Source organism: Paenibacillus sp. LC231 (assembly GCF_001860525.1).
Lineage (GTDB): Bacteria > Bacillota > Bacilli > Paenibacillales > Paenibacillaceae > Paenibacillus_AQ.
Genome location: NZ_JFOM01000002.1, coordinates 276693 through 301855, shown reverse-complemented (window position 1 = coordinate 301855; position 25163 = coordinate 276693). Strand labels below are relative to the sequence as shown.

The 25163-nt window shown below is 49.2% G+C and carries 22 protein-coding genes and 1 pseudogene; 7 read left to right on the top strand and 16 right to left on the bottom strand.

The window, feature by feature from the left end:
* Positions 1–91: IS3 family transposase (locus tag AK95_RS33295; RefSeq protein ID WP_162487510.1), on the top strand; the 91-nt coding region annotated here is incomplete at its 5' end.
* 131 nt (positions 92–222) lie between these two features.
* Here the strand turns inward: AK95_RS33295 and AK95_RS01550 are convergent.
* The 9 genes from AK95_RS01550 to AK95_RS01510 form a co-directional block, all read right to left on the bottom strand.
* Complete coding sequence (locus tag AK95_RS01550; protein WP_071218135.1) at positions 223–1875, bottom strand: hypothetical protein; 1653 nt, start codon at positions 1873–1875, stop codon at positions 223–225.
* Positions 1862–2389 (bottom strand): RNA polymerase sigma factor, encoded by a 528-nt coding sequence (locus AK95_RS01545; protein WP_071218134.1) that lies wholly within the window; start codon positions 2387–2389, stop codon positions 1862–1864. Before AK95_RS01545 ends, AK95_RS01550 begins: the two co-directional genes overlap by 14 nt.
* 192 nt (positions 2390–2581) lie before the next feature.
* The gene (locus AK95_RS01540) at positions 2582–3064 is read right to left on the bottom strand and encodes a hypothetical protein (RefSeq protein WP_071218133.1); all 483 of its coding nucleotides are present in this window, start codon (positions 3062–3064) and stop codon (positions 2582–2584) included.
* Positions 3061–3858, bottom strand: coding sequence for a DUF3100 domain-containing protein (locus AK95_RS01535; protein ID WP_071218132.1), 798 nt, complete (start codon positions 3856–3858; stop codon positions 3061–3063). Before AK95_RS01535 ends, AK95_RS01540 begins: the two co-directional genes overlap by 4 nt.
* 24 nt (positions 3859–3882) lie before the next feature.
* Positions 3883–5145 carry a M20/M25/M40 family metallo-hydrolase gene (locus tag AK95_RS01530; protein WP_071218131.1) on the bottom strand — a complete coding sequence of 421 codons (1263 nt, stop codon included), beginning with the start codon at positions 5143–5145 and terminating at the stop codon, positions 3883–3885.
* A 422-nt stretch (positions 5146–5567) separates the two neighbouring features.
* Entirely contained in the window at positions 5568–7838 is a 2271-nt protein-coding gene (locus AK95_RS01525) for a glycoside hydrolase family 95 protein (protein ID WP_071218130.1), read from the bottom strand.
* A gap of 30 nt (positions 7839–7868) precedes the next feature.
* A complete protein-coding gene (locus AK95_RS01520; protein ID WP_071218129.1) occupies positions 7869–8888 on the bottom strand; it encodes a zinc-binding alcohol dehydrogenase family protein in 1020 nt (339 codons plus the stop codon).
* A complete protein-coding gene (locus AK95_RS01515) occupies positions 8888–9853 on the bottom strand; it encodes an aldo/keto reductase (RefSeq protein WP_071218128.1) in 966 nt (321 codons plus the stop codon). Before AK95_RS01515 ends, AK95_RS01520 begins: the two co-directional genes overlap by 1 nt.
* Before the next feature lie 89 nt (positions 9854–9942).
* The gene (locus AK95_RS01510; protein WP_071218127.1) at positions 9943–10773 is read right to left on the bottom strand and encodes an amidohydrolase family protein; all 831 of its coding nucleotides are present in this window, start codon (positions 10771–10773) and stop codon (positions 9943–9945) included.
* A gap of 154 nt (positions 10774–10927) precedes the next feature.
* Between AK95_RS01510 and AK95_RS01505 the strand changes: the two genes are divergently transcribed.
* Positions 10928–11788 (top strand): AraC family transcriptional regulator, encoded by an 861-nt coding sequence (locus tag AK95_RS01505; protein WP_071218126.1) that lies wholly within the window; start codon positions 10928–10930, stop codon positions 11786–11788.
* Positions 11789–11797: 9 nt separating this feature from the next.
* On the opposite strand, the gene AK95_RS01500 is transcribed toward AK95_RS01505, so the two are convergent.
* The 5 genes from AK95_RS01500 to AK95_RS01480 form a co-directional block, all read right to left on the bottom strand.
* Positions 11798–12226 (bottom strand): protein-tyrosine phosphatase family protein, encoded by a 429-nt coding sequence (locus AK95_RS01500; protein WP_071218125.1) that lies wholly within the window; start codon positions 12224–12226, stop codon positions 11798–11800.
* 375 nt (positions 12227–12601) lie between these two features.
* Complete coding sequence (locus AK95_RS01495) at positions 12602–13828, bottom strand: copper amine oxidase N-terminal domain-containing protein (protein WP_071218124.1); 1227 nt, start codon at positions 13826–13828, stop codon at positions 12602–12604.
* A 557-nt stretch (positions 13829–14385) separates the two neighbouring features.
* Complete coding sequence (locus tag AK95_RS01490; RefSeq protein WP_071218123.1) at positions 14386–15264, bottom strand: SDR family NAD(P)-dependent oxidoreductase; 879 nt, start codon at positions 15262–15264, stop codon at positions 14386–14388.
* Between the two features lie 45 nt (positions 15265–15309).
* Complete coding sequence (locus AK95_RS01485; protein WP_071218122.1) at positions 15310–16260, bottom strand: NADP-dependent oxidoreductase; 951 nt, start codon at positions 16258–16260, stop codon at positions 15310–15312.
* A gap of 177 nt (positions 16261–16437) precedes the next feature.
* Positions 16438–17196: an SDR family oxidoreductase gene (locus tag AK95_RS01480; protein ID WP_071218121.1), complete on the bottom strand. Its 759-nt coding sequence runs from the start codon at positions 17194–17196 to the stop codon at positions 16438–16440.
* Positions 17197–17378: 182 nt separating this feature from the next.
* Here AK95_RS01480 and AK95_RS01475 point away from each other — a divergent pair, with 182 nt between their 5' ends.
* Entirely contained in the window at positions 17379–18017 is a 639-nt protein-coding gene (locus AK95_RS01475) for a TetR/AcrR family transcriptional regulator (RefSeq protein WP_071218120.1), read from the top strand.
* 247 nt (positions 18018–18264) lie between these two features.
* On the opposite strand, the gene ilvB is transcribed toward AK95_RS01475, so the two are convergent.
* Positions 18265–19995, bottom strand: coding sequence for a biosynthetic-type acetolactate synthase large subunit (gene ilvB / locus AK95_RS01470; protein ID WP_071218119.1), 1731 nt, complete (start codon positions 19993–19995; stop codon positions 18265–18267).
* Between the two features lie 784 nt (positions 19996–20779).
* Complete coding sequence (locus AK95_RS01460; RefSeq protein ID WP_071218117.1) at positions 20780–21658, bottom strand: helix-turn-helix transcriptional regulator; 879 nt, start codon at positions 21656–21658, stop codon at positions 20780–20782.
* Positions 21659–21999: 341 nt separating this feature from the next.
* Between AK95_RS01460 and AK95_RS01455 the strand changes: the two genes are divergently transcribed.
* From AK95_RS01455 to AK95_RS01440, 4 genes and pseudogenes are all read left to right on the top strand, one after another.
* Positions 22000–22302, top strand: a complete 303-nt coding sequence (locus AK95_RS01455) for a Dabb family protein (RefSeq protein ID WP_071218116.1) — start codon at positions 22000–22002, stop codon at positions 22300–22302.
* Between the two features lie 41 nt (positions 22303–22343).
* Positions 22344–22753, top strand: a pseudogene (locus AK95_RS33780) (SDR family NAD(P)-dependent oxidoreductase); the annotation flags it as partial.
* 312 nt (positions 22754–23065) lie between these two features.
* Complete coding sequence (locus tag AK95_RS01445; RefSeq protein WP_071218114.1) at positions 23066–23467, top strand: RidA family protein; 402 nt, start codon at positions 23066–23068, stop codon at positions 23465–23467.
* A gap of 24 nt (positions 23468–23491) precedes the next feature.
* Positions 23492–24988 (top strand): monooxygenase, encoded by a 1497-nt coding sequence (locus tag AK95_RS01440; RefSeq protein WP_071218113.1) that lies wholly within the window; start codon positions 23492–23494, stop codon positions 24986–24988.
* Positions 24989–25163 lie beyond the last annotated feature (175 nt).

Below are 25163 nucleotides of genomic sequence, written 5' to 3'. Positions count from 1 at the left end.
ATATATTGAATACTACAATACCAAACGGTTAAAGGCAAAATTAAAAATGAGTCCGGTACAGTACCGAACTCATTTTGAGAAAGCTGCCTAATGAAATAACCGTGTCTAACTTTTGGGGGTCACTTCATTCCCGCAGCTTTTTTTGTTTAAATCATTTCTTTATTTAGATTTATGGATACCTTTTTCATAATCTCTATCTACGATCATCTATAATCTATAAGTTTATTTCAATTTGATCTCCTGATTGTAACTTTTGTCTTCGACCAAGTATATGCCTGGATGAATCTCCAACTTGGAATTCTTTGGAATATGATCATAGTAATCGAATCGCTTGCCCTCACCAGAGTTCCACGACTGATTGTCGTTAGGCTCGACCACTTTGCCGTTGATCCTGAGCCTTGTACCCATGAAACTGACAGGCGCACCTTTTTCCGACTTGGTAACGACCATGATCCCTTGATTTTTACGATAATAGGTGTATTCGATGACATTGTCGGCATCCAGCGCGTATTTCGTTGTTTGCTTCGTTTCGCTTGGTTCCGAGATCGCGGTCCACTGTAGAACCGGGTTGTTATGAACAACCAGCGCATTGTTCAAGATTAGTGTAGCTGATTCATGGGAGTAATCTTGATAAGGTGGCTCAAGCATAAACATGAGCATGTCACTATTCGAGGTGAGGTATCCTTGAATGGTGCGACTACCGATCCTCAGTTGTACATCGTTTAACAATATCTGACCATCCCGATACTCCCTCGAATACCCCCTAATAGGGATGGTAATGTTGCGAGGCGCAAAGTTCAAGCTTTCAGGTACGAATCCAAACCCGTTCAATTCCTTCGGGGCAATCCGAAGCGGATACGTACTGGATGGCTGAGATGCTGCGGCTCCATCCACCGTAAATTCCATCGACCAAGTTCCCTTGACCGAGTCGACGGTTTCAGGATAGATGAAATAAACTTTTGCCTCGGCCAGCTCCTTGTCGCTAAGGCCAGAAATGTCAAATACTTCGGTGTACTGACCTGCTCCTGAAGGGCCGCTAGTGGACGTGATGGTTCTTCCTCCTGCTTCCAAGGCAAATTGATAATTGCCGCTTTCGGTATCATTCCGCCATTCGTTTTTAAATTCCTTGGATCTTTCTGATTTTTCCTTCATTTTGTAACGCACAACCCACTTTTGGTTCAACGGGGCAGAAGATAGAATAGTTAGTGAAGAAACCTTCTCCGAGTTAATTTCATTTTTCCCTTCTGACAACGGAATTTTAACTATTTTACGCAAATAGAGATCTCGCAATTCCAGACGGTATCGGTTCGGAGAGCTTGACAGATCTTCCTCCATTAAGGTTTCAAAATTTGCAGTAAATGTCCCATTAGATTTCGTAAACCGAATGGAGTTGCCAATTGTCTCCTTTGTATTACCGGTGTCTAAATTCGACAATATACCGAAATCGAAGAAAGCTTGCTCATACTGCTCCGCATTCGGAACATCCATCGATAGATGATATTCCAAACTGGTCCCGTCGCTGTTTAGAGAAGGGCTGCCAATGACCTGATCCACGCTGACTTTGATGGAGCTCTGTTCAGCCCAAGCGTTGACCCGCTGGCCAACAACCGCATGCTGGCTGAGATAACCCTGCTCTTGCTTTTGTATAATCGTCTGATGGACAGTGGTGCCCATTATCACGATAGCAAAAGCTCCAGCAGCAGCCGTCATAATCACACGTCGGGTAGTCCAGCCGCTTTTGGCTTTAGCTCTATTTTGAGCATGATTCCACTCGCTCTTTCGTTTTTCCAAAGCAAGGAACATGGCTTCGAAATCAGGTTTTCCTTCGGGATACTCCGACAGTCTCTTGCTGAAATCATCCTTATACGCTGGCATGATGATTCTCTCCTTTCATGTATTCTGAAGATTGCTTCTCCAGCATATTCTTTAATTTCTTTAACCCCCGGTTGATCCGGGACTTCACTGTTCCCACAGGGATACGAAGCACTTCAGCAGTCTCAGGCAACGTCAGCTCAGCCGAATAATGCAGAAGGATGGCGATTTTCACTTTCGCCGGTAATTCATCCAGCAGCAGATGAAGAGAATGAACCATCTCTCTCTGCTCGTAGGTTTCTTCCACTGTTGCCGTTTGAAGAGATCGGGATTGCATAAAAGAAAGGAGTTCTTTGTTCAAGCCGTTTCGTCTCCGGCGGAGCAAGGTATTGCATTCATTCGCCGCAATACGGAGCAGCCAAGATTTCAAGTTCTGCACGCTGCTTCGGTCCGCGGTCATCGCCTTAAAAAACACCTCTTGGCAAACGTCCTCGGCATCCGACTGGCTGCGGAGCATGTAACGGCAGAATAGGTAAACCCGTTCTTTGTACGCTTCAAATAATTGTCTGTCGTTCAATATCTGTCACTTCCTAACCATTGGGCTCGTCTTCTGCATAGTATGACGATTAACATCAACAAAACGTTCGCAAGGAAAAAAAACGATATATAGAGTGTTCCTTCGACGGGGGTTGGATTTTTTTACGGCAAATAGAAAGAAAAAACCGCCTGTCCAAAAAGAACAGGCGGGTATAGAAGGAACTAGATTCAATTACTTACCGGACAAATAGAGACCGAACTCTGATAGCAATGCACTTCCCACGTACGTGCCCGTGAACACGAAAACCGCAACGATGGCGACGCGCCACGATGTTTTGCGAAGATCAACCAGCCTGTCGGCAACGGAAATGCCGGCAAACGCCAAGATCGGGGTCGTAATGGACAAGAAGTTAACGTTGGCAATGGCATCCACGAACACATCGGAGATCAGGCAGCAGATCAGCGAAACGATCGATACCCAGCCGAGAACCGGGAAGTCCTGCAAGAATTTCAGCGGAGCTTTTTTCATGAGCATCGAGATCAGAACGCCGATAAAGGAAAAAAGCCACAGCACGGCCAAGCCCGCTATCGTCCCTAACGTAATATGGCCTTCGCCGTTTTTGATGAATTTCATTTGCTCCGTAAATAAGATAAGACCAACGCTAAGCAGCAGGACGAGGGCGTATTTTGCGTATTTATTCAAACCGGTGCTCATTTCTTCTCACCTCTGACCATTAATTTGTACATAAACCGCTGCAGCGGCACCGCGAGAAATACCATCGTATACGTTCCAAGGAAGCTGGTAAGCAGCTGGCTCGCAGCAGCGTATCCGTTAATGGTCTCCGTCATCTCAGGAGAATGCGCGACTAGCGCGGAAGAAGAGCCTGTCATCATACTGGCGGAGCCGACGCCGGAGGACATGGCCAGCGCTTCGATCGAGAAGCCGGCGGCAACCATGACCGGCGCAAGAATGCTGAAGAACAGCGTGCCGAACAGGGTACCTATAATATAGAGGGACAGCACCCCGCGGCCTTCGTCGGAGTCAAGCGTGTATTTCTCGGATATGTAGGCAAGTTCCCCTTCCCTTCCAAGTCCGAGCGTAGCACCGATGGCTTCCCTTCTCAGACCGAGCAGAATGGCGATTGGAAGTCCGAGCAGAATCGTACCCAAATTACCGATTTCCTGAATGATGAACACCCAGCCTACTTTTAAGATTTCTTCTAGTCTGGGAGCAACGTCGGCGCCGTATCTCGCCATAAGCGGCAGCATAATGAAGATTAGATACTTGCTGGAGAAGCCGACGTTCTCCTTACTGTAAACTTTCTTCATAAAACCTTTTCGGAAAATCGACAAGCCAAGCAGCATTGTGATCAAAATGGCGAATACGAGTGGGAGCAGGCTGATTTTTACGGAGCCCACCTGGATCGACTGAATGCCGATAAATTCGGCAACCGCGATTACAATGAGCACGAATGCAAGCAAATAGAGATACTGTAGTTTTAACTTCATGCCATGATGTCCTCTTTTCTGTTCTTAGTTGGAGCCAACTATCGACGCAAGGAGCTGCTCGTATTCGGCAAATGTACGACGGTAGAGCTTCGATCGATCGATACGTCCGCTCATTCGCTCCAGCACCTGGGTTAAAAATCTCGGGAACACTTCATAGATAAACTCGGGATCGATATCTTTGAAATCGTCGCCGTGGATCGTTCCCGTAAAACCACTGTAGCCGATTTGAATGCAAGGCATCATGAAGGCCAGATCGCCGATATCTCCTGCCGCGCTGATGGCGTTATTGTTCCAAATACGGGATATCTCCTCGTTATCCTGGAACGCCTCTAGCACGAATTCGGACAAATACCGGTCCTGAACGAACGGCAAATATCCCATCTGCGTCTTAATCTCGACCTCGCCTTGAAGTGCCAGCGCGCTGCCCTTGGCCGCATCATCCATTTTGGAGGCCGCTTCCTTCATGTAGTCGACCGACTGGGTGCGCAGATCGCTGCCCACCGTAATCCGGTTGGGAATGACGTTTGTCGACATGTCGGATTCCAGAACGATCGGATTCATGCGAACCTTCTCACTGTCCTTCATTTGCTGCCTGCTGAGCCCTAACGCCACATTGAACAGGGTTGACATGCTGTAGGCATTTTTGGCGGAGAAAGGATCGAAACCGGCATGGGTTGCTTTTCCGGTAAACGTATAATGCTTGTATAGGAATCCAGCCAGGTCGCAGTTGATTTCGATCGTGCGCTCTGCAAACTCACCACCCATGGCGTGTACGCATAACCCGATGTCGATATCGTCGAACACGCCGAGTTTCATCGCTTCCGGTTTCCCTCCGTAATAGGAGATCTTACCGCTGGCAAGCAGCTCGTCCCTATAGGCGAGATCCAAATACTCCTCAGCAGGAATGAAAATAAACGTTAAACTATAATCAAGGGCTTCGTACGCCTTTGATTCAACATAATGTTTGTATAAAGCCAGTGCAATCGCCACCTGCGTATAATGACCACAATTGTGTGCCGCACCCGTCTCCTTATCCGATTGCCAATGCGTTGGCGCGTAAACGGCGTCCAATTCGGCAATAAAGGCGATATTCAGCGGCTTGCCGCTGCCGAGGGTTGTCCGAAGCCCGGTTGTACTGAATGATTGCAGCTCGATATCCGGATTTACCTTCTTCAAAAATTCGGTCACTGTTTGATGGGTCTTAAATTCCTTGTAGCCAAGTTCGGGGTTATCGAATATGGTCCGTCCAATGCCTGCAATTTCTTCGTACTGTTCTTTAAAGCTCATAGCTGCCTCCTTCTTGATGAAAATAATTCTTATGTTATTTTAATTTTCTTCATTATGTCAATAAAAATCACGTTATATTATTTTTCTATAAAGGTAATTATAATTTGATATAACTCGATCTTCCGGCAAAAAAATAATGATGGTCCCCAATTCAAAGCCTATTTTTTGCCATTACGAAGAAATTAAACCTGTTTTTCTGTAAAGCGCCAAAAATATCTGGTTTTAGCTTCGATGTAAGAAAAGTAAACATGATACGTTTTATCACAGCTCAGGAACCAAAAACCCTTGATGATATACCATCAAGGGTTTTCTTATTATGGAGCCTACGGGGATCGAACCGCTGACCTCAATCTTCCGATAGCGATGTCTTGGTGACATTTACTTTCTGCCGCCGTTCCAAGAAGGACTCCCAATCCATATGTTCATCGTTTTTGATTTATCATTACATTTCCTTCGAACGTATACGTCTTACCCGCCTCCGCGATAAAGGAGACGGGAGCGAGGCCGGGAGCCTCGATCTCGCATGGCCCAGACACTGTGCATTCTACGACGACTTCTGATATTTTTGATTCTGCCCACTTGAAGCTGAACGTGAAACCGCCACGTGCACGCAGCCCCTTAACCTCGCCCTCGCTCCATACGTCTGGAATCGCTGGCAGCAATCGAATGATGCCGACATGGCTTTGCAACAGCATTTCCGCGATACCGGCAGTTCCGCCGAAGTTTCCGTCAATCTGGAACGGAGGATGATTATCAAACAGGTTGGTCATCGTAGATTGTTGCAGTAGTGCCATCACGTTGTCGTATGCGAGCATCCCGTCCTGGAGTCTGGCCCAGAAATTGATGATCCAGGCCCGACTCCAGCCGGTATGACCCCCACCGGAAGACAATCTGCGCATCAGTGTGGTCCGCGCGGCTGCGGCTAGTTTAGGCGTGCGCTCGGTCGTGAACGCATCGCCAGGATACAGGGCGAACAGATGGGAAATATGGCGGTGACCCGGCTCCTCCTCTTCGTAATCCTCCATCCACTCCTGGATTTGTCCGTACTTGCCGATCTTCGACTGCGGCAGCCGTTTCAGGGCAGTCTCCAGTTCGTCCTTGAAGGTCTCATCCTTCCCAAGCAGCTTCGCGCCCTCGATGCAGGCCCCGAACAGCGCGCCAATAATCTGAAAATCCATGGACGCGCCTGCACATAACACACCCGCTTCCCCACTGGAAAGAATATATCGATTTTCGGGCGAGACGGATGGGCAAGTAATGAGCCTTCCCTGCTCGTCTTCGACCAGATAATCGAGCAGAAAGAGTGCAGCTTCCTTCATCGTATCGTATGCTTTATCAAGGAAAGCGAGATCTCGCTCGAATCGGTAATGCTCCCATAAATGCAGACAGAGCCAGGCCGCACCCATTGGCCAGAACGAAGCCGGCAAATACGTATCCTGCGGCGCCGTATCCGCCCAGATATCGGTGTTGTGATGGGCCGTAAAGCCGCGGCACCCGTACATCGCTTGTGCGGTTACCCTGCCCGGCTCCCGCATACGTTCGATGAGATCGAACAGCGGCTCGTGACATTCCGCCAGGTTGCAAAGCTCTGCTGGCCAGTAGTTCATCTGAGTGTTGATATTGATCGTAAATTTACTGTCCCACGGCGGCGTGAAACTGTCGTTCCAGATGCCCTGCAGGTTCGCTGGTAGTGAACCGGGTCGGCTGGACGCAATAAGCAGATACCGGCCGTAATGAAAATACAGGGCGACCAGGCCATGATCCGCTTCGCCCCGCTTTACGCGATCCAGCCGCTCGTCGGTAGGCAACCCGGCCAGCTCGACACTTCCCGGCAGCGACAGATTCGTACGGCCATAAAGTGACTGGTAATCGGCAAGATGCCGCTCCAGCAGCTCTGAGTAAGGTTGATTCAACAGGCCATTCAGATGCGACCTGCAGTGTGCGGAGGGGTCCGTTTGGCGGAAGGTCGTTGCCGCAGCAAGGAACAACGTAACAGAATCGGCGTTCTCGATTACAAGATGCTCACCGATCGTTTGGGCGGTGCCTCCGTTGCTAACCGCCTTCAAAGCGGCGCAGAAGGTGCTTCCGCCCTCCCCGCCGCTATGTCCTGTCATGACCAGTCCGTCTTCGCCCCATTTCTCGGTCTTCTCCAGGTACCTCCATCGACCGCGATTAAAACGAGCCTTGAACGAAATCGCGCCGATTTTATCGGCTGATAGTCGGATGACCAGCGCTTGATCGGGATAGCTAGACAAAACTTCACGTGTATACATGATATCTCCGATCCGGTAACGTACCGTGGCTGTTCCGCGTTCAAGATCCAGCTCCCGGCTGTACTCCGTGAAGGGCTCATCCTGACCCTTAAACATCAGGAGAAGATCGCCTAGCGGAAGGTAGTGGCGCTGCGTTTCCGGAAGTCCGGGAAGGGCTAGCGAGGCCAGCTCCTCCACTTCCTTCAGACGCCCCTCCAGGATCAGTTTCCGCAGCTCTGTCAAATTGGGTAGCGCGTCCGGATTGTTCCGGTCTCGTGGGCCTCCGTACCATAGGGAGTCCTCGTTGAGCTGTAAACGCTCCGCCGAAACTCCCCCGAAGACCATCGCCCCCAGCCGTCCATTGCCTACCGGCAGCGCTTCGTTCCATTCCTTCGCGGGCTTTGAATACCACAAGCGGTGCTCCTGTAACCGGTTGTCCATTCTTATCTCTCCTCCTCTAAAAAACTGGTTTTAGTTGATCTCTACAATGGCTTTGACCACGCAGGATTCCGGCTTCAGCCAGGCGTCGAACTGCTCTGTCATCCGATCGAGCGTACAACGGTGCGTAATATAGGCGTTTAGATCCAATTTGGAGCTCTTCACCGCCTCGGCTACGCGTCTGAAATCTTCCCGTGTAGCGTTACGACTGCTTAGGAGCGTTAGTTCCCGTGCGTGAAACTCAGGATCGTTAAATGTAATATCGCCATTCACGAGTCCGACGTAAACAAGCGAGCCGCCGTGACAGACCAGCCCGAATGCATCCGTCATCGAACGCAGGTTACCTGTCGCGTCGATGACCACGGACGGCAGTTCTCCATCGTTCCATTCGAGAAGGCGATCTTTCGGACTTTCCGTCGCAAGAACGGTATGTACTGATTTGGCCCAGGATTTGGCGAAGGCAAGACGGTCTGCATTCACGTCCATCGCGGCCACCTCGGAACCGGAAGCTGCCGCCATCGCCATGACACCAAGTCCGATTGGCCCGGCTCCAATTACGAGTGCACGCACGCCGGGATGTAGACCCGATCGGCGGAGGGCATGCGCGCCGATCGCCAAAGGCTCGAGTAGAGCCGCCTGATCCTGTGACAGTCCTTCCATCCGGAATAGATGGGGGACGGGAACAGAAATCCGCTCGCGCATGCCGCCATCCAGGTGCACGCCCAGCACGCGCATGCTGCGGCAGCAGTTCGTTTTGCCGCTTAGGCAGGCGCCGCAATGGCCGCAGTGCAGGTACGGAATCATACTGACCTGATCGCCCACTCTTAGCCCTTCCGGATTATCACCAATCTCTTCGATCACTCCGGAGAGCTCATGCCCGAGGATGCGAGGGTAAGTAAAATAAGGCTGGTTTCCCTGGTATGCGTGCAGGTCCGTGCCACAGATGCCGATGCGCCGAATCGCAACAATCGCCTCTCCTTCGCCCCTAACTGGCTCGGGTAAATCCTCTCGATAAACCAGCCTTCCGGCTTCTTCGCAGACAATCCCTTTCACTACGCCCGCCCCTCTTTCGCTTCCGTCCGTGGACTGCCATTATACTCAGGCAGTCCGCTCGCCCAGGTCCGATTATGGACCGAAGCGAGAATGTCGGACACTTCACCCAGCAGCTCCTGGACCATCGGCTCTTCGACCCACCTTGCGTTCTTGACGATGTTTTCCGGATTGGCCGTGCTCACCAGCGTCGTCGGAATACGTTCGTTAGCGGTCGAGAACTGCACGGCCAACTGGGCGATATCGTATCCGCGGGAGGCACAGTGTTCGGCCGCCTTCCTGCAGGCAGCTTTGAGCTCGGGATCGGCCGGGTGCCAGTCAGCGGTTTCTCGGGTGCTCAGCAGCCCCATGGAAAGCGGTGAAGCATTGACCAGGCCGATGCTGCGTTCCTCTAGCAGCGGAATCAGATCAAGCAATGTGGTATCGTTGAGAGAATAGTGGCAATAAGACAGGATCGCGTCCACTTCAATCTGCGGAAGGATCTGCTCGAATAGTTTCAGCGGAAGTCCGCTGACGCCTGTAAAACGGATCTTCCCCTGCTCCTTCAGCTTGAACAGTGCAGGCACAGCTTCCTCTAGAATGATGCCGGACGGCACGAATTCAATATCATGCAAAAAAAGAATATCGAGATAATCCGTGTTCAGCCGCCTCAGGCTTTCTTCAACGCTGTCAAAAATTCGTTTCGCAGAAAAATCAAATGTATTCTCACCGTATCGCCCTGCTTTGCTCGATAGCAGGAAACGATCCCGCTGAAGCTCCTTGATCGCCTGGCCGAGTACAGACTCGGCCTTGGTCAATCCATAGTAAGGCGAAACATCAATATAGTTGATGCCTGCATCAAGGGCAGCATGCACTGTTTTAATGCTCTCGCGGTCTGACGTTTCGCGGAAGACCGATCCGAGAGAAGAGGCGCCGAAGCTGAGGACCGACACCTCGAGTCCCGTGCGACCCAATTTTCGAAACTTCATTTTGGTTTCCCTCCATCCATGCATATTGGCGATTCTTTTTCCAGACTTTTTGGCCGATTACCAGCACTGTGAGCTCAGGTTCTAAACGCTCAAAGCTTGTAGAACTCTTTCGCATTGACTCCGAACAACCGCGACTGTTCCTCTTCTCCCCAAGACTTCGGTAGAGCCCGCCGAACAATCTCTATAACCTCGTCGTACCCGGCAGCAAGCAGGCAGACTGGCCAATCGCTGCCAAACATGACTCTGTCTGGGCCGAATATCTCCAGAATGTGCTGGACATAAGGAGCGAACTCTTCGTAATCCCAGCTTTCATGATCGGCTTCCGTCACCATCCCTGAGATTTTGCAGTGGATGCCTGGAAACGCAGCAGCCTGGCTCATCGCCTCTGCCCATGACTCCCATTCATCGCTTCGGATCGACGGCTTTCCGATATGATCAATGACGCCCCTCAGGTTTGGAACCTGCCTAAGCAGCTCCAGTACTGGGGGGAGTTGCCCGGATACGATCAACAGATCGATCGGAACATCATCCCCGGCGTAGCCTTTAAGCGCTTTCACAAATGCTGGCTCCAAAATTCGCGCTGCGTCGGGCATGTCCTGGATCATGATACGAAAGGCTGCAAATTTCGGGTGGCGGCTGAATCTCTCGTAATGCAGTCGGTGGTTCGGGTCGAACAGATCGAGCCAGCCTACGACGCCAAGTATGGAAGGCGTCTGTTCAGCCAGCCTCAGCATAAAGTCTGTTTCCGAGACAGTCGGGGCGGCTTGAACCAGGATCGTACCATCCAGCCCATGGACGCGTAAATGCGGCTCCAGATCGGCTGGCAAAAAATCGCGGTAAAGCTTCGGGATCTCCGGCGTAATCCATCCGTAATCCCCGCGTGCGATAGACCAGTAATGCTGATGGGCATCGATTCTCATACTAAACAAGCACCTCGTTATCTAAATATCTTTGGTATCCTTAGTTTGAATACCCTTATTGTATATTCCGTTTTATGATATTGTAATGTCTAGAACAGGCATTTTTATATCCTTTTTTGATATGAACAAGCAGCCGAAAAGGAGGTCTTCAATCATGCAGCCCTATCGTAAATCATTTGCCGGAGATCCGCTGTTTCCGTTTGAAATTGTGTATAAGACAATAAAGTACCCGGACAATGAACTCCCCAATCATCTGCATGATCATTATGAACTCGTTTATGTGCACAGCGGCCAAGGGATATTTTTCATCGACAATTGCTGGTACCAAAAAAGCGCCGGCGATCTGTTCGTTATCCCCGGCAACACGATCCATCATGCCCTGCCGGACCTTGAAGACCCGATCGTCTCATCGGCGATATTCTTTGCACCGTCTCTCATTGCCGGGCCTTCGCTCGGCGACGGATACTTTCCGCTTCAATGCTATGAAATCGCCCGCAAAAAAAAGCAGTTTAAGATTGGACTGGCGGGATCACTGCGAATTGCCGCCGAAATGGCAATCAAGCAAATCGCGGACGAGTTCGTGAACCAGGAAACGGGATACCGTGAAGCCGTGCTGCTGACGATCGGCCAGTTACTTCTGCAAGTTAATCGTCATCTCCTGACCGATGAAATAACCCAGCACGAAAGCCCGCGGATTGGCCCCTCCTGGATATTGCGGGCTCTAAAGCGGATTGACGAGCATCCCGAGCGAGAGATTCATCTGACTGACCTTGCAAGGGAAGCCTGCGTGTCGCCTTCTCATTTCTCCAGAGTGTTCCGGCAGTTAACTTCACTGAACGTTATAGGCTACGTCAACACCAAACGAATCATTAAAGCCAAGGAACTTCTATTGTTTTCCGACGAGAATGTGAATGTGATCGCAGAGAAATGCGGATATGAGACACCTGCTCATTTTTACAGAGTATTCAAATCGTTAACAGGAGAGACGCCCGGCCAGTACAGAAAACGAAGCTAAAATAACTCCCTATTTGAAACGAGAGACGAAGCGGCGCTGCCAAGGCGTCTCAACAGCACGTGGAGTGTAGTGCTCCCGGACATAGTCGACAGCTTTATGATGGGGTACTCCATCTATCACAGCGAGACAGGCTAGCGCAGTCCCCGTTCGTCCAATCCCTCCCCCACAGGCGATTTCGACCCGTTCAACTTCAGCGCGAGTCCATGCTTCGCGAAGCGCGTCAGCGGCTGCAGCTTTGTGTTTGGGCAGCCAGAAGTCCGGCCAAGGAATCCAGCGGCTTTCCCAGGTAACGGGCGCTGGTTCTCGCCCGAGCAGGTAGAGTGCAAAAGTGGGTTGAAGCCCTGGGGGAAGTGGACGTCTTAGTGCCCGGCCGCGGACGAGTCGACCTGAAGGAAGGCGCAGCACACCTTGCGATTCGGGGTTCCATGTATCATTCATAATGTCACTCTCCTAAGGTAAAATCACTTGGTTGTATGTATCATAATGAAAAAGAAAAAGACAAACCAATGGTTTATCTTACATTACCTTACTTTACTGTAAGGTAGGTTGTTTAGAAAAAAGTACGCACTGTCGTTGCTTTGCCAATAAGGAAGGTTCTAATAGAAAGGAATGGTCAGACGCGCAACCACAGGCTGAAAGCCAGGCAACCGGTACGCCGCAACCCTCTCTGATCCGGCGAGATCGAAAAAAAAGACAACCCTAATGGGCTGCCTTCATTCAATCGCTATTTGGCTTCAATGGCCGCGTTTGCACCTTGGGCCTAATTACCCGTAGCTAAGCGGAAATACGTCCCTTATGAACAGAAGCAGCTTCTTATTTCATGTCCTGCCAGCTTTTGAAATCGTGAATGGCAAAGCCGGCATAGCTTGCGTAGTGCGCCAATTGATTATGGGCGGACTGAAGCTCCTTTTCCATCACTTTATTACTTATGGAATAGAATGAGACCCGAGGACCCTCTGTGCTTTTGACCGTTTCAACAGCAACAACAATTTTCTTCTTGAGCGTGGAGGCTTCTCTCAGCATGACCTGCGCATTTTCCACGATTCCATTATTGCCTAACGCATGATTCCGATAATTCATGATGACGAGGCAATCGAACTTCTCCAGCATCCATGCGCTCATGCTGTAATTCTTCCCGGGTACATGAATCGTATTAAGCCAGTACGGAACGTCCATCGAAATTTTCAAGCCGCTGCCTTTCGTTTCTTTTTCGATCAGTCTCATATTGTCCATCCAGCTTTCAAGAATCGCCTTGTTGTGCTTTGTCCATTCGCTTAGCGCATAAGGTTCAATATCGAAATGCAGTCCCGTAAAGCTTCCTTCCGGGCCAACAGAGGAATTATAGGTTTTAACCCACGCGATGAAATTTCGAATATCCTCCTGCTTAGACTCATAGACCCATTCGGGTCGCCCCTCAAGTGCTTCCACTTGAATTCCTTCGCTTTTGGCTTTTCGAATAAAGCCCTCATATATCGCTGGATCGATATCTCTATCCACCTGAAGGTAAATAGATGTCACACCCTTCATTTTGGCGAAGCTTATCATTTTCGCTTGATCCTGTTTGATGATGTGACTGTCCCATATCCATGTTCCTTTTGGAACATTGGCCACGGAGGTCATAATGCTCACCAGATTGCGCGCGGGCTGCCACTCCACATTTGCATGCAATACTTCACTAATAAAACGCACCGGAACCATCGTGCGGCCGTTTTTGAGCGCCGCCGCCCCCTCGAAATCTACTCTTTTTCCATTCACCAGTGCGTGATTATCGCCAATTACCAAAATAATCGTGTCACGGTTAAGTGAGATCGTAATTTGTTTTGAATTTCCGTCCCATTTCGTAGCAGCTCCGAGCTTGTCGGATACAAAAGCAAGTGGAACCATCGTAAGGTTGGATCTCCGATCGACGTAGGGATGCTCATCCGGGAATTGTACATCACGTCCATCCACAGATATTCGGACTTCAGAAGCGTAAATAGCGGGGGTAAACGCAGCTAAACTTAGCATGATAGCTAACGTGCATACTAGCAATTTTCTCATGGGTGATTTCCTCATCTTTTTGATATTGTTCTTCTCCTTACTGTGCACGTGTTGTCACATAATGAAATTATACGGGATGTAATAATTGGTAACAAGAGATCAACAGGGGAAAAGATATGCAGATTTAATTGCTGAGGCGGATGCTAGTGGGGAAAAATCATACGCATAGTCAGCAAGGAAAAGATATCTTTAGGTTTAGTCTTGTTTAATCGGGACTTGAACCCTAGCGATAGGGCTCATGTTGGGCAAATAACGAAAAGCTCAACCAGTAAAAACTGACTGAGCTCATAAACAAAAAGACTGCCCCCGTATGACACCCAAAACGTGAACGCAATCTCGATCGATTCAATGCCTTCTTCCACGATATGACTATGAAGTATTTGATTCACTATGTCACATAGCACCATTTCATTAATGGAACAACCTCGCTGTCGGCGCTTACGCGAACTAAAGAACTTTCCACCATACGATCCAGTAGTCCATAAAAACAGCTGGATAGACTCGTACCAGCCTAATGTGAGAACGAACTTCAGAAGATGGCCTTGTAAGCAACAATCTTATGGAACTCGGCCATTAACTTGAACATTCCCTCCAAGAAATTCATGGCTATATATATCGGAGATTTTTTCCAGCACACGCTGCGCATGTTCTGTAAATTTCAAGTCCGCAATCCGATCTTTGAACAGAAACACGCCGGTCTCATTGCTGTTTTTGCCCAGAGCTCCCTCATATAACAGGTTGGCTCCATGAGTAGGCGGAGAGGAAAAAAACTTCATAAACAGTTCAAACCCTGCGGTTAGTCCGGAATCTTTTCCTTTTCTTAGCGTGTTGTTAATGCCCGGGTCAACGCTGCGGATCTTGATGCCTTCCAATGCAAGCTGCGGTGCGACGGCTTGGGTCCACAACGAAAGAGCCAGCTTTGAAGTCGCATAGGGTCCATACATTTTGCGGAAGGTTTTGGGATACTCCAATTTTTCGATCGTAAACTCCTTCGTAAATCTAAACACCTGCGACGAAGTGTTTATCACCGTTTTTAAGCTGCCGTTCTTCAACAGCTCCTTCAATTCCATCAGAATAATAAAAGGAACGACCGTCAACAATTCATAATGGAATTCGCGGCCTTGTTTCGAATAGCGCAGCTCACTTAAGCCTCCTCCGGCGTTGTTAAACAAAATATCGATCCGCTGTTCCTTGCTTTTTATTTCTTCCAAAGCGTGTCTCAAGCTGCCATAATCGGTGAGATCCTTCACTTTATAGGCTCGGAGCCGTCCGTCCTTGAGATGATTTTGGAGGAATCTATCGTCCGCCGGAAAATCCGACCGGTTCAAAGTAACCACCTGCCAGTTCTCCGACAGCATTTTCCGGGTCAATGCCAACCCGATCCCGTTACTTGCGCCTGTAATCACTGCAATATGTTCTCGTTGGTTCTTACTCAATGCATATCCTCCTTCATTTGGAATTTCATCGGTTACATGTGCTCATCAGTCGGAGTCGGGCAGGAGGATCAGTTTGCCATGGGCACCCCCGCTCTGGCTGATTTCGACAGCTGAACGCCATTCGTCGAGTTCAAAAGTCTTCGCGACCGGAATAGTGAACTTGCCGTCCGCTGCGTACCCAGCAAAGTCGCCGACAACGTCATAACGTGCGGTATGCAGTTCTCCATAGCTGGTGCGAACGCCAAGCTCAGCGGCTGCGGCGAAATCGCTGACGGTTAGGACATGCCGGGGATGCCCGTTGACGATTTGGACCAGATCTTTCAATGAACCGCTGATTGGCGCGGTATCCAGGGCGAGATCAACCGGCTGCTTTGCCAGTTCGGTCACTCGTTCGACCATTCCATCACCGTACGAGGTCACCAACGCCCCCATTGAGCGGAGCTTATCGGCGTAGGTGGGACCAGCGGTTGCGATCACGCGGGCACCGCGCATGAGGGCAATTTGAACGGCGGCGAACCCTACCGTGGTGCCGGCTCCGTGCACGAGTACGATCTGACCCGATTTCACCCCAAGAGTATCAATGCCTCGGTAAGCGGTTTCGACTGCCATTGGCAACGCTGCAGCTTGAACAAAGTCGAGTCCGACCGGCATGCGGAACCAGTAGTACATAATAGCTCGGTCGGACGCACCAGCGCTCGATCCATTCATGAAATCTGCGGCACCCAGAACGGAATCGCCGATGGCAACATCGGTTACGCCCTCTCCGATTGCGTCTACAATACCTGCCACGTCCAACCCGATTCCGCGAGGCAAGGGCAGTTGACCGGCAAAGTGGCCTTGGCACGTCACCCAGTCAACTGGATTTAAGCCGCAAGCGCGTACTCTCACGCGAATGCGCTCCGGCCCTGGCTCTGGGATCGCCACCTCATCCAAGCACAAGACATCAGTTGGTTCCCCGTATTCGTGGAACCGGATTGTCCGCATGGTTTTCTCCATTGTGATGTCCCCTCCATTTTGCTCTGATAAAATCGTGTTCTCTGTAATTTCGAACGGTCTTCCAAGGAAAAGCAACGAAATCCTAAACTATAAGGTTCACTAGAAGGCAGGGTGTCATGAGGTGAAGCTATGCCCCCCTGCCCTCGCTATAATAGTCAGGTGTGCGAACGGAGGAGCTTAGATCTGGGAGCCGCCTCCATCGACAGGAAACTCAGCCCCGGTGGTATAGGTGGCCTCAAATGCCAGGAATGCAACAGCCTTGGCTACCTCAACTGGATCGCCTAAACGCAGCATTGGGATCTGCTGTCTCATCTGTGCCTTTGTCTGCTCGGCAGCTTCCTCCGGCATTGACTTTTCCATGATACCTGTGTCAATGACGCCGGGGCTGACTGCGTTGACGCGAATATTTCGAGGTAATAACTCGCGCGCCAGACCTCGAGTCATGGAGCGCAGCGCCGCCTTACTAGCTGCGTAAGCACTGAGCATTGGGAGACCCACTACGTTCACGATTGAGGTGGTAAGGACTACCCCGCTACCTGAGCCTAGCAACGGGGCGAGTTTCTGCACGGTAAAGTACGGTCCTTTGGCATTGATTGTAAGTATCTCGTCGTATTTTTCTTCGGTCATTGCCTCGAAAGGGACAAACCCCGTGACACCAGCGTTTACGAACAGGGCATCAACTGTTCCAAATTCAGCCTTCACTCGATCGGCTAATGCGGAGATATCCTTCAATGAGGCGGCATCGCTTAAGACCGCGATTGCGTTGTTGCCGAGTTGTTCACGAGCGGCATCCAGCGTCGCCTGAGTACGTCCAGTAATCAGAACGCGTGCGCCTTCATCCACTAGCAACTTCGCCGTCGCAAGGCCGATTCCGCTGCTGCCTCCCGTGATCACGACCTTTTTATCAGAGAATTTGCCTTTACTGAATGGTTCCATTTGAATCGTCCTCCCTTTGTATAATCCGTATTCGGATGATTAGGTACAGGACCGATTATATAGCAATAGATTTAATAAGTAAACTTATTTTATTAATTTTGTTCATTTAATTAATTTAATACATAAAAAGCAGTAAATTTGTTATAATAAGTTCGAGAGGCATTAAAGGGAGGCACTTATCTGTGAGAAAAGCCGTGAGTGTAGATACATATATAGAAAAAATAAAACCCGTTATAAGAAAAACAAAATTCAGCCAACTGAAAGTCGACGATCTCGCAAAATATATGGATATAAGCAAAGTGACACTCTATAAGCATTTTTCCTCCAAAGAAGACATCATCGAACAAGTCGTGGATTATTACATTGATTATTCGAAGAAGGCCGACACCGTTGTCAAAGACGATTCCGTCTCTTTTTTGGATCGTTTTCAATTAACATTTTTACAATCTTTGATGTGTGCCGCGTATATCTCTGATTTGTTCTTGCAAGACCTGAAGGAATTTTATCCGCACCATTTTGAGAATCTGTCCGTTGCCCTACAAAATCGGAATAAAAGCTTACAAACTTTTTTTGAATCCGGTATGGAGCAACAGATTTTCAACAGATTGAATGCCGTGATGTTTATGGTTCAAGATGACGCTGTGCTGCGACGCTTTATCGAGCCGTCATTTACGATTCAGTATGATATCACCTTGAAACAAGCGATAATGGATTTCTACTACATGAAGCAGTATCAATTGTTAAAACCTGAATATCTGAAAATCATAGACAATTCCAATATTGAAATGAAGATCGTTCATATTTTGCAAGGCATTTCATAAGTAAAGCGTCCATATCCGATTCCGTTGTGGACTACATTACTTCAACGGAAACGGCAGCCGATCGTCTTGCCGGCTGCCGTAGTTTGTTTCCGAACTATCATCCCCGTTAACTTAATGAGTTAGCACATATCCTCAACAGAATTTGTACTTCGTACTTTCGGAGCTGGACCAGCCAATCCCCACAGCGTTCCATGCCTGAGCAACCGCGGGAGCGGGGTCGGAGGCGTAACGACTCTCTTCAGCGCAATTATTCGTCGTACCCTAGAATCATTTGGTCCAGCGGCGTGCCGGCAAGCACCATTGGGTACACGTTCTCATTGGTCGGGATGACGAACTCGACGAGCACAGGTCCTGTCGTCTGCAGCGCCTCAAGCCAGACCTTGGAGGCTTCAGCCTTGTTCGTTGCCCTTAATCCCTTGATTCCGTATGCTTCCGCAAGCTTGACAAAGTCCGGACTGCCGGACAGATCAATCTGGCTGTAGCGTCGTTCGTACATCAATTCCTGCTGCTGCTTAACCATGCCGAGCACCTGGTTGTTCAGGACCACGATCTTGACCGGAATCTGATGAATCGCGCAGATCGCCATCTCCTGCGCGCACATCTGCATGCCCCCGTCGCCGTTGATCGAGACGACGAGGCGATCTGGATTGCCGACTTTAGCACCGATCGCAGCCGGGAAGCCAAAGCCCATCGTGCCAAGACCGCCCGACGTGATGAGTGAGCGAGGATGCTTAAAGCGGTAAAACTGCGCGGTCCACATTTGGTGCTGGCCTACATCGGTGGTGATGATCGCATCTCCTTGCGTCGTCTCGCTAATCATCTCGAGCACATATTGCGGTTTAATGACAGTATCCGAATCGGTATACCGAAGCGGATGCTGCACCTTATACTCTTGAAGCTGCTCGATCCAGGCGCCCGTCTGGGCTGCTTGCGCTTTCGTGTTCGCATAAGCCAGCACGTTTTTAATATCGCCGATGCACGCGAGATCTGTCTTGACGTTCTTGCCGATTTCCGCCGGATCAATATCGATATGGGCGATTCGTTTGGCCTGAGGCGCAAATCCGTCCAGTTTCATCGTAACCCGGTCATCGAAACGCGAGCCGATCGAAATAATGAGATCCGCATTCTGCACTGCCATATTCGCCGCATATACGCCATGATGTCCGAGCATGCCCAGCCACATCTCGTCATCGCTCGGAAACCCGCCGAGCCCGAGCAGGGTCGTCGCGACCGGAATCCGGGTAGTGTGGACGAATTTGATCAGCTCCTGGGAGGAGTTCGAATAGACAACGCCGCCGCCTGCGATAATAACCGGCTTGCGCGCTTCTGCAATCGCCTGAAGCAGCGCATCTATTTCTGCCGGATTCGGCTCGGGGGCTCCATGGTATCCGCGCAACTGAACCGTGTCCGCTGGACAATATGCCATCCGCTGGTTGGTCACGTCTTTTGGAATATCGATCAAGACAGGACCTTTGCGGCCCGTATTTGCAATGTAGAACGCTTCATGAATGATACGAGGAAGGTCGTATACATCGCGAACCATGTAGCTGTGCTTCGTAATCGGCATCGTGATACTAATAATGTCCGCTTCCTGAAAAGCATCCGTGCCCATGACAGTTGTAGATACGTTCCCCGTTATGACCACCAGCGGCACCGAATCCATATAGGCGGTTGCGATGCCGGTCACCAGATTTGTTGCTCCTGGACCGGATGTCGCGATGCATACCCCAACCTTCCCCGTCGACCTAGCGTAGCCGTCCGCTGCGTGGATTGCGCCTTGCTCGTGCCGGGTCAAGATATGCTTGAAGTCAGGCTGATGTACCATCGCGTCGTAAATATAGAGCACATTTCCTCCCGGATAGCCGAATACGCACTCTACGCCTTCCTGCAGCAAGCCTCGCAAAAGCACCTCCGAACCGGTGATATATTCCTCTGATGGCGTCGTTGTTTCATTCGTCATTCCTAATTGCTGTTCCATTGGGCAGCCTCCTTAGTTAAAATAAAATCCCCTCTCCTCCTAAGCAAGCTGACAGCAGTCAGCTCATACAGGGACGAAAGGGGATTTTTTCGCGGTACCACCCAAGTTTGCTGCCACCCTCACGAATGCAGCCTCATGAGGTAAGGCCGATGCCTTACCTGCGGCGCGTTAACGAGCACCATTTCGGTTAAGTCTACTTGCGGGCATGGAATGAGACCAGCCGCTTTCGGTTAACAGCTCCGAGACGACACCATACAAAGGGTTAAGGCAAAGGTTTCAGCGTTTCCTCTGCTCTCTGGGCATAAGCGCCCTTGTCGGCTTTCTCTTCATCGCCTGCTGGTATGAAATAAATAACCCCTTCCATCCCAAGGCTCGAAGCAGCTGCTTGAAGCCTTGGGACGAAAGGGGAATGTTCGCGGTACCACCCAGGTTTACTGCAATCTCGCAATTGCAGTCTCATGAGGTAAAGCCGATGCTTTACCTGCAGCATGTTAACGGATGCCAGGCCGGTTGATCCTACTTGCGGGCGTGAAATCACGCCTTCTACGTTCAGTCAACAGCTCCGAGACGACACTATACATGCATTACGACGGAGGTTTCAGCAATCCCTCTGCTCTCTGGACATAAACGCTATTGCATAGCCTTCTCTTCTTCGCTATATTTGGATTTTTCTGATAATAGCACAGACTCGACTTTTTTTCAAACCGAATTGATACTAAGCTGCTTTATGATTATGAGCTCTTGTACCCGTTAAGTTTAACCCATTCATGATTGCCCTCCTATACTAAACTCTTGGAGAAGATTCAAGCTGCTCTGAATGCTGGCTCTGATAATCAATTAACAGTTGCTGCATCTTATCCACCGTGCCATCTGGATGAGGAACATGAATGGAAACGGTCAAATTAGAATCGTTCAAGTAATGAAACGAAACAAGATCAAAATTCAAGATCCCGAGATTCGGACAATGCAGCGTCTTAGGAGCATCAATAGCATCGAGAACCTCGTGAGAATCCCAAAATTCTCGAAACTCCCTGCTAGCCTGTGAAAGCGCCTCGAACTGCTCGGACCACCAAGGATCGTCGACGTGACGTGCATACCCGGCATGGAAATTAGCAACGATTCGCCGAGCATGCAGTTCCCATTGATCTCCCTTTACATAGCGGAAACGGGGAGAAGTAAACGTCATCCAGACCAAATTCCGCTCCCTATCCGACATAACCGTTAGATTCCCATTTAATGCGCAGTAGGCTTCATTCCAGGCAATTATGTTCATGCGCGCATCCATGACATTCGCAGGGGAAAGGTTCTGGCTATCCAAAAAACGTTGAAGTTCCGGTGTTACCCTAGAGGGTTGCTCCGTACCGGCCAAGGGAAATTGCTTACGGGCAAGATGGTAGAGATGCCTGCGTTCCGATTCATCTAACCGAAGCACTTTCGCTATTCGATCAAGGACCTCAGCGGATACGTTGATATGACGCCCTTGTTCCAAATAGGTGTACCAATCCAATCCCACGTCTGCCAGCAGAGCTACCTCGCTGCGGCGAAGTCCGGGTGTTCGTCTGCGTCCGGAATCCGGCAAACCTGCTTGCTCTGGGGTTATTCGTTCACGGCGTGAACGCAAAAAACGGGACAATTCCTCATAACGGTCCAATCTGTTTGCCATGATCTCCATGCCTCCTACCCATTCATGAACGTAGGATTCCCAATCCTACGATAACTAGATCTCTTCCTAGCCGCTTCGGGTCCATTTAGACTAGTTTATGTCCTCCTTAGGAGGAATAGCAAGAATGGATAGACAGTGATGATCGGCCCCACCTGTTCAACTCCATTCAGACCCTATCATTGAGGTGATGAAAATGAAAGTAGCCGCCATAGTCGGAAGCATTCGCAAAGATTCATACAATCTGAAGTTAGCCCGTTATATTCAATGAAATGGATGAAGGAGCTCTCCCAATTGAAGCAGCTCCAAAGTCAAAAATAAACAGAAACCTTGGAGGGAATAAGATGTTTGAGCATATCGTGCTATTGAAATTCAAGCCCGATGTTTCTATTGAAGCAAAAGAAAGTGCAATAAAACGCGCGCATGACTTTAAAAGGAACATTCCGGGGATCGTGGAACTTAGCACCGGGATTAATGTTACGGAGGAAATAGAGCATATGCAGGGGTTTACGCTGGGGATCCGTGTCACTTTTGAGGATCAACAGGCTTGCCGGGATTATATTCAGCATCCCCTGCATCAAAGGTTATTGCAATCCATCGGCCCGTTTGTTGAAGGAATCGTCGTTATGGATTACCCGTTTGCTTAATGTCCCCCTTTAAAACACATTAGAAAGGAGAGATTGCTGAAATGGATAAGAAGCTTGCCGGCAAAGTTGCCTTGGACACTGGAGCATCCAGAGGAATCGGCAGAACCATTGCCGAGTATTTAGCGAATCATGGCGCTAAGGTGGTTATCAATTTTGCGAATCGTGCAGCGATGTTACGGAAGCGGATTACGACCAGCTATTTGCGATTAATGTCAAAGGGACCTATTTTTCATGCCAGCTTGCCGCTAAGCATTTAAACGTTAATGGCCGCATTATCAACTTTTCCACTTCTGTGGCGGGTCAGATGTTCCCTTCATACAGTCTTTATGCGGGCTCCAAAGGAGCCGTTGAACAATTCACGCGGCAATTGGGCAAGGAGCTTGGAAATAGAAAAATAGCGATTAATGCTGTAGCACCTGGCCCTATAAATACCGAGCTTTTCACGTTCGGGCTTCATATTGCTCTTTTTGCTCAAGAAACTGAACGAAAAATCCATGAATGGCGGTTTTGTTCTTACTGGCAGTATCCATGATTATGCTGACTCCCTCGACTTATTTGTTTATTATATCATAGATTGTTTCCTAAGAAACAAACAGGCATGCTCATATTAAGATTGGGGTTGACAGGATAAAGAGTGACTAAGTACAATAATATTGTTTCATATGAAACAATATTATATATAATTTTTATCATACCCTTTTTAACAAGCAATAAAAAAGATTCTAACGAAACAATAATAAATGAAGGAGGTGCATACCTGCCAATGGAAATCGTGAATCCGAAGACATTGACGGATAAGGTTACATCTGTAATTTCTCATGTCGTGGTAACTACTGCCTCCAAACTGGCCTTCATCTCAGGTCAGGTTTCTGTAGATGAAACAGGAGCATTGGTCGGTTCAGGGGACTATTACGCGCAAGCGATTCAAGTGTTCACCAATCTTAAGTATGCATTGGAAGCCGTGCAAGCAGATCCATTGTACATTGCAAAAATGAATATTTTTGTGGTAAACCACAACCCGGAATTGATTTCGATTATTTTTGACGGAGGATTTTATGTGTTTGGCCCTAACTGGCCGAAGACAGCAAGTACCTATATAGGCGTTCAAGCACTAGCCGATCCTGAATGGCTTATCGAAATAGACGCTATCGTGATCTTCCCATAATGTTTAAGAAAAGAGGTTAGTTATATGAATTATGAAGTCATCCTTATCGGTGGCGGACCTGTCGGCATGATGTTGGCTGGGGAATTGGCATTAGCCGGTGTAAAGGTCTGCGTCATTGAACGATTAAAAGAGACAACTCCATATTCACGTGCGCTTACCGTCCATCCACGAACCCTTGAAATATTAGATATGCGTGGAGTGAAATCACAATTAATCAGTCAAGGCCGCTTACTTTCGAGAGGACATTTTGCCGGATTAGAAACCCCCTTGGATTTCTCGGTGTTGGATTCTTCTTCCAATCACACCCTCTTTTTACCGCAAAGTGAGACGGAGAAGGTGCTGGAGGAATGGGCGCTTAGCCTTGGCGCAGAGGTCTGGAGAGAGGTTGAGGCTCTATCTGTGCACCAGGATGAGGATGGGGTTGACGTTAAGATCGCGGGACCTCATGGAGAAACAACGTTAAGATCAGCTTATGTGGTAGGTACGGATGGAGCTAGAAGTTTGGTTCGCAAACATGCAAATATATCATTTGAAGGTACAGATGCGACCTTCACGGCTATTCTGGGGGATGCCGTTCTATCTGAGTTGGCTCCTATGAGTGTCATATCCCGGATTACAGAAAAAGGATTGGTCAGCATCATGCCAATCAATGATCATATCTATCGAGTCTTGATGATCGATATGGAGAGACGTAACATCTCTAAGGATGAGAAGGTTACATTGGAAGAGTTTCGTTCATCGCTCATCCGTACGACCGGCAGCGACTTGGGATTGAACGATGTGATATGGATGTCCCGTTTCGGAAATGCGACGCGGCAAGCGGGACGCTATCGGAATGGTCGATTGTTTTTGGCCGGAGATTCGGCGCACATTCATTTTCCGGCTGGTGGACAGGGAATGAACGTCGGCTTACAAGAAGCGATGAACTTAGGCTGGAAGCTTGCAGGAGCAATCAAAGGCTGGGCTCCAGACTGGCTATTGGACAGTTATCATACCGAACGTTTCCCATGGAATACGGCCTTGCTCCGGAATACCGAGGTCCAAACCCTGCTTCTGGACGTGACTCCTCCCATCACGGAACTGCGAAGCATGTTGGCTGATCTGATTCAAATACCGGAGGCTAATTATCAAATCGCCGCACAAGTTTCCGCAATGGATGTACATTATGCACCCGACGCCGAAGCGCCTTCCCATCCTTTAAATGGGAAACGGTTCAAGGATCTCAGCTTAAAGCTGAAAGATGGGCAATTGATTAACGCCTATCCGCTCCTGCACAAAGGTACTTTTCTTCTGTTGCATTTCCATTCTAATGAACAGAATAGCGGCCAATGGGAAACGTATAGCCATCTTCAAGTTGTACATGCCTCTTTGGCTGAGGCTGACGCGGATTGGAACGACGTCCACACGGCGCTTATTCGGCCGGATGGACATATTGCCTGGGCGATTTCTCTATCCGATCCGAATCCAATGCAAAAAATAAATGAAGGAATCACTCGCTGGTGCGGAGACATTACAGATTAGTAATTCGTTTGAGGTGTGTATGATTGAACAAGCACCGTCCTTTATGTCAATGGAATCAAGTTCTTATCCTCAGGTTGGGATAAAACTTGATTCCTTAAATCCCTCTCCCAATTCTGCAGAACGCATCATCACAGCCTTGATCCAGGCGCTTTACCACTATTTGTGGTACGGTTTA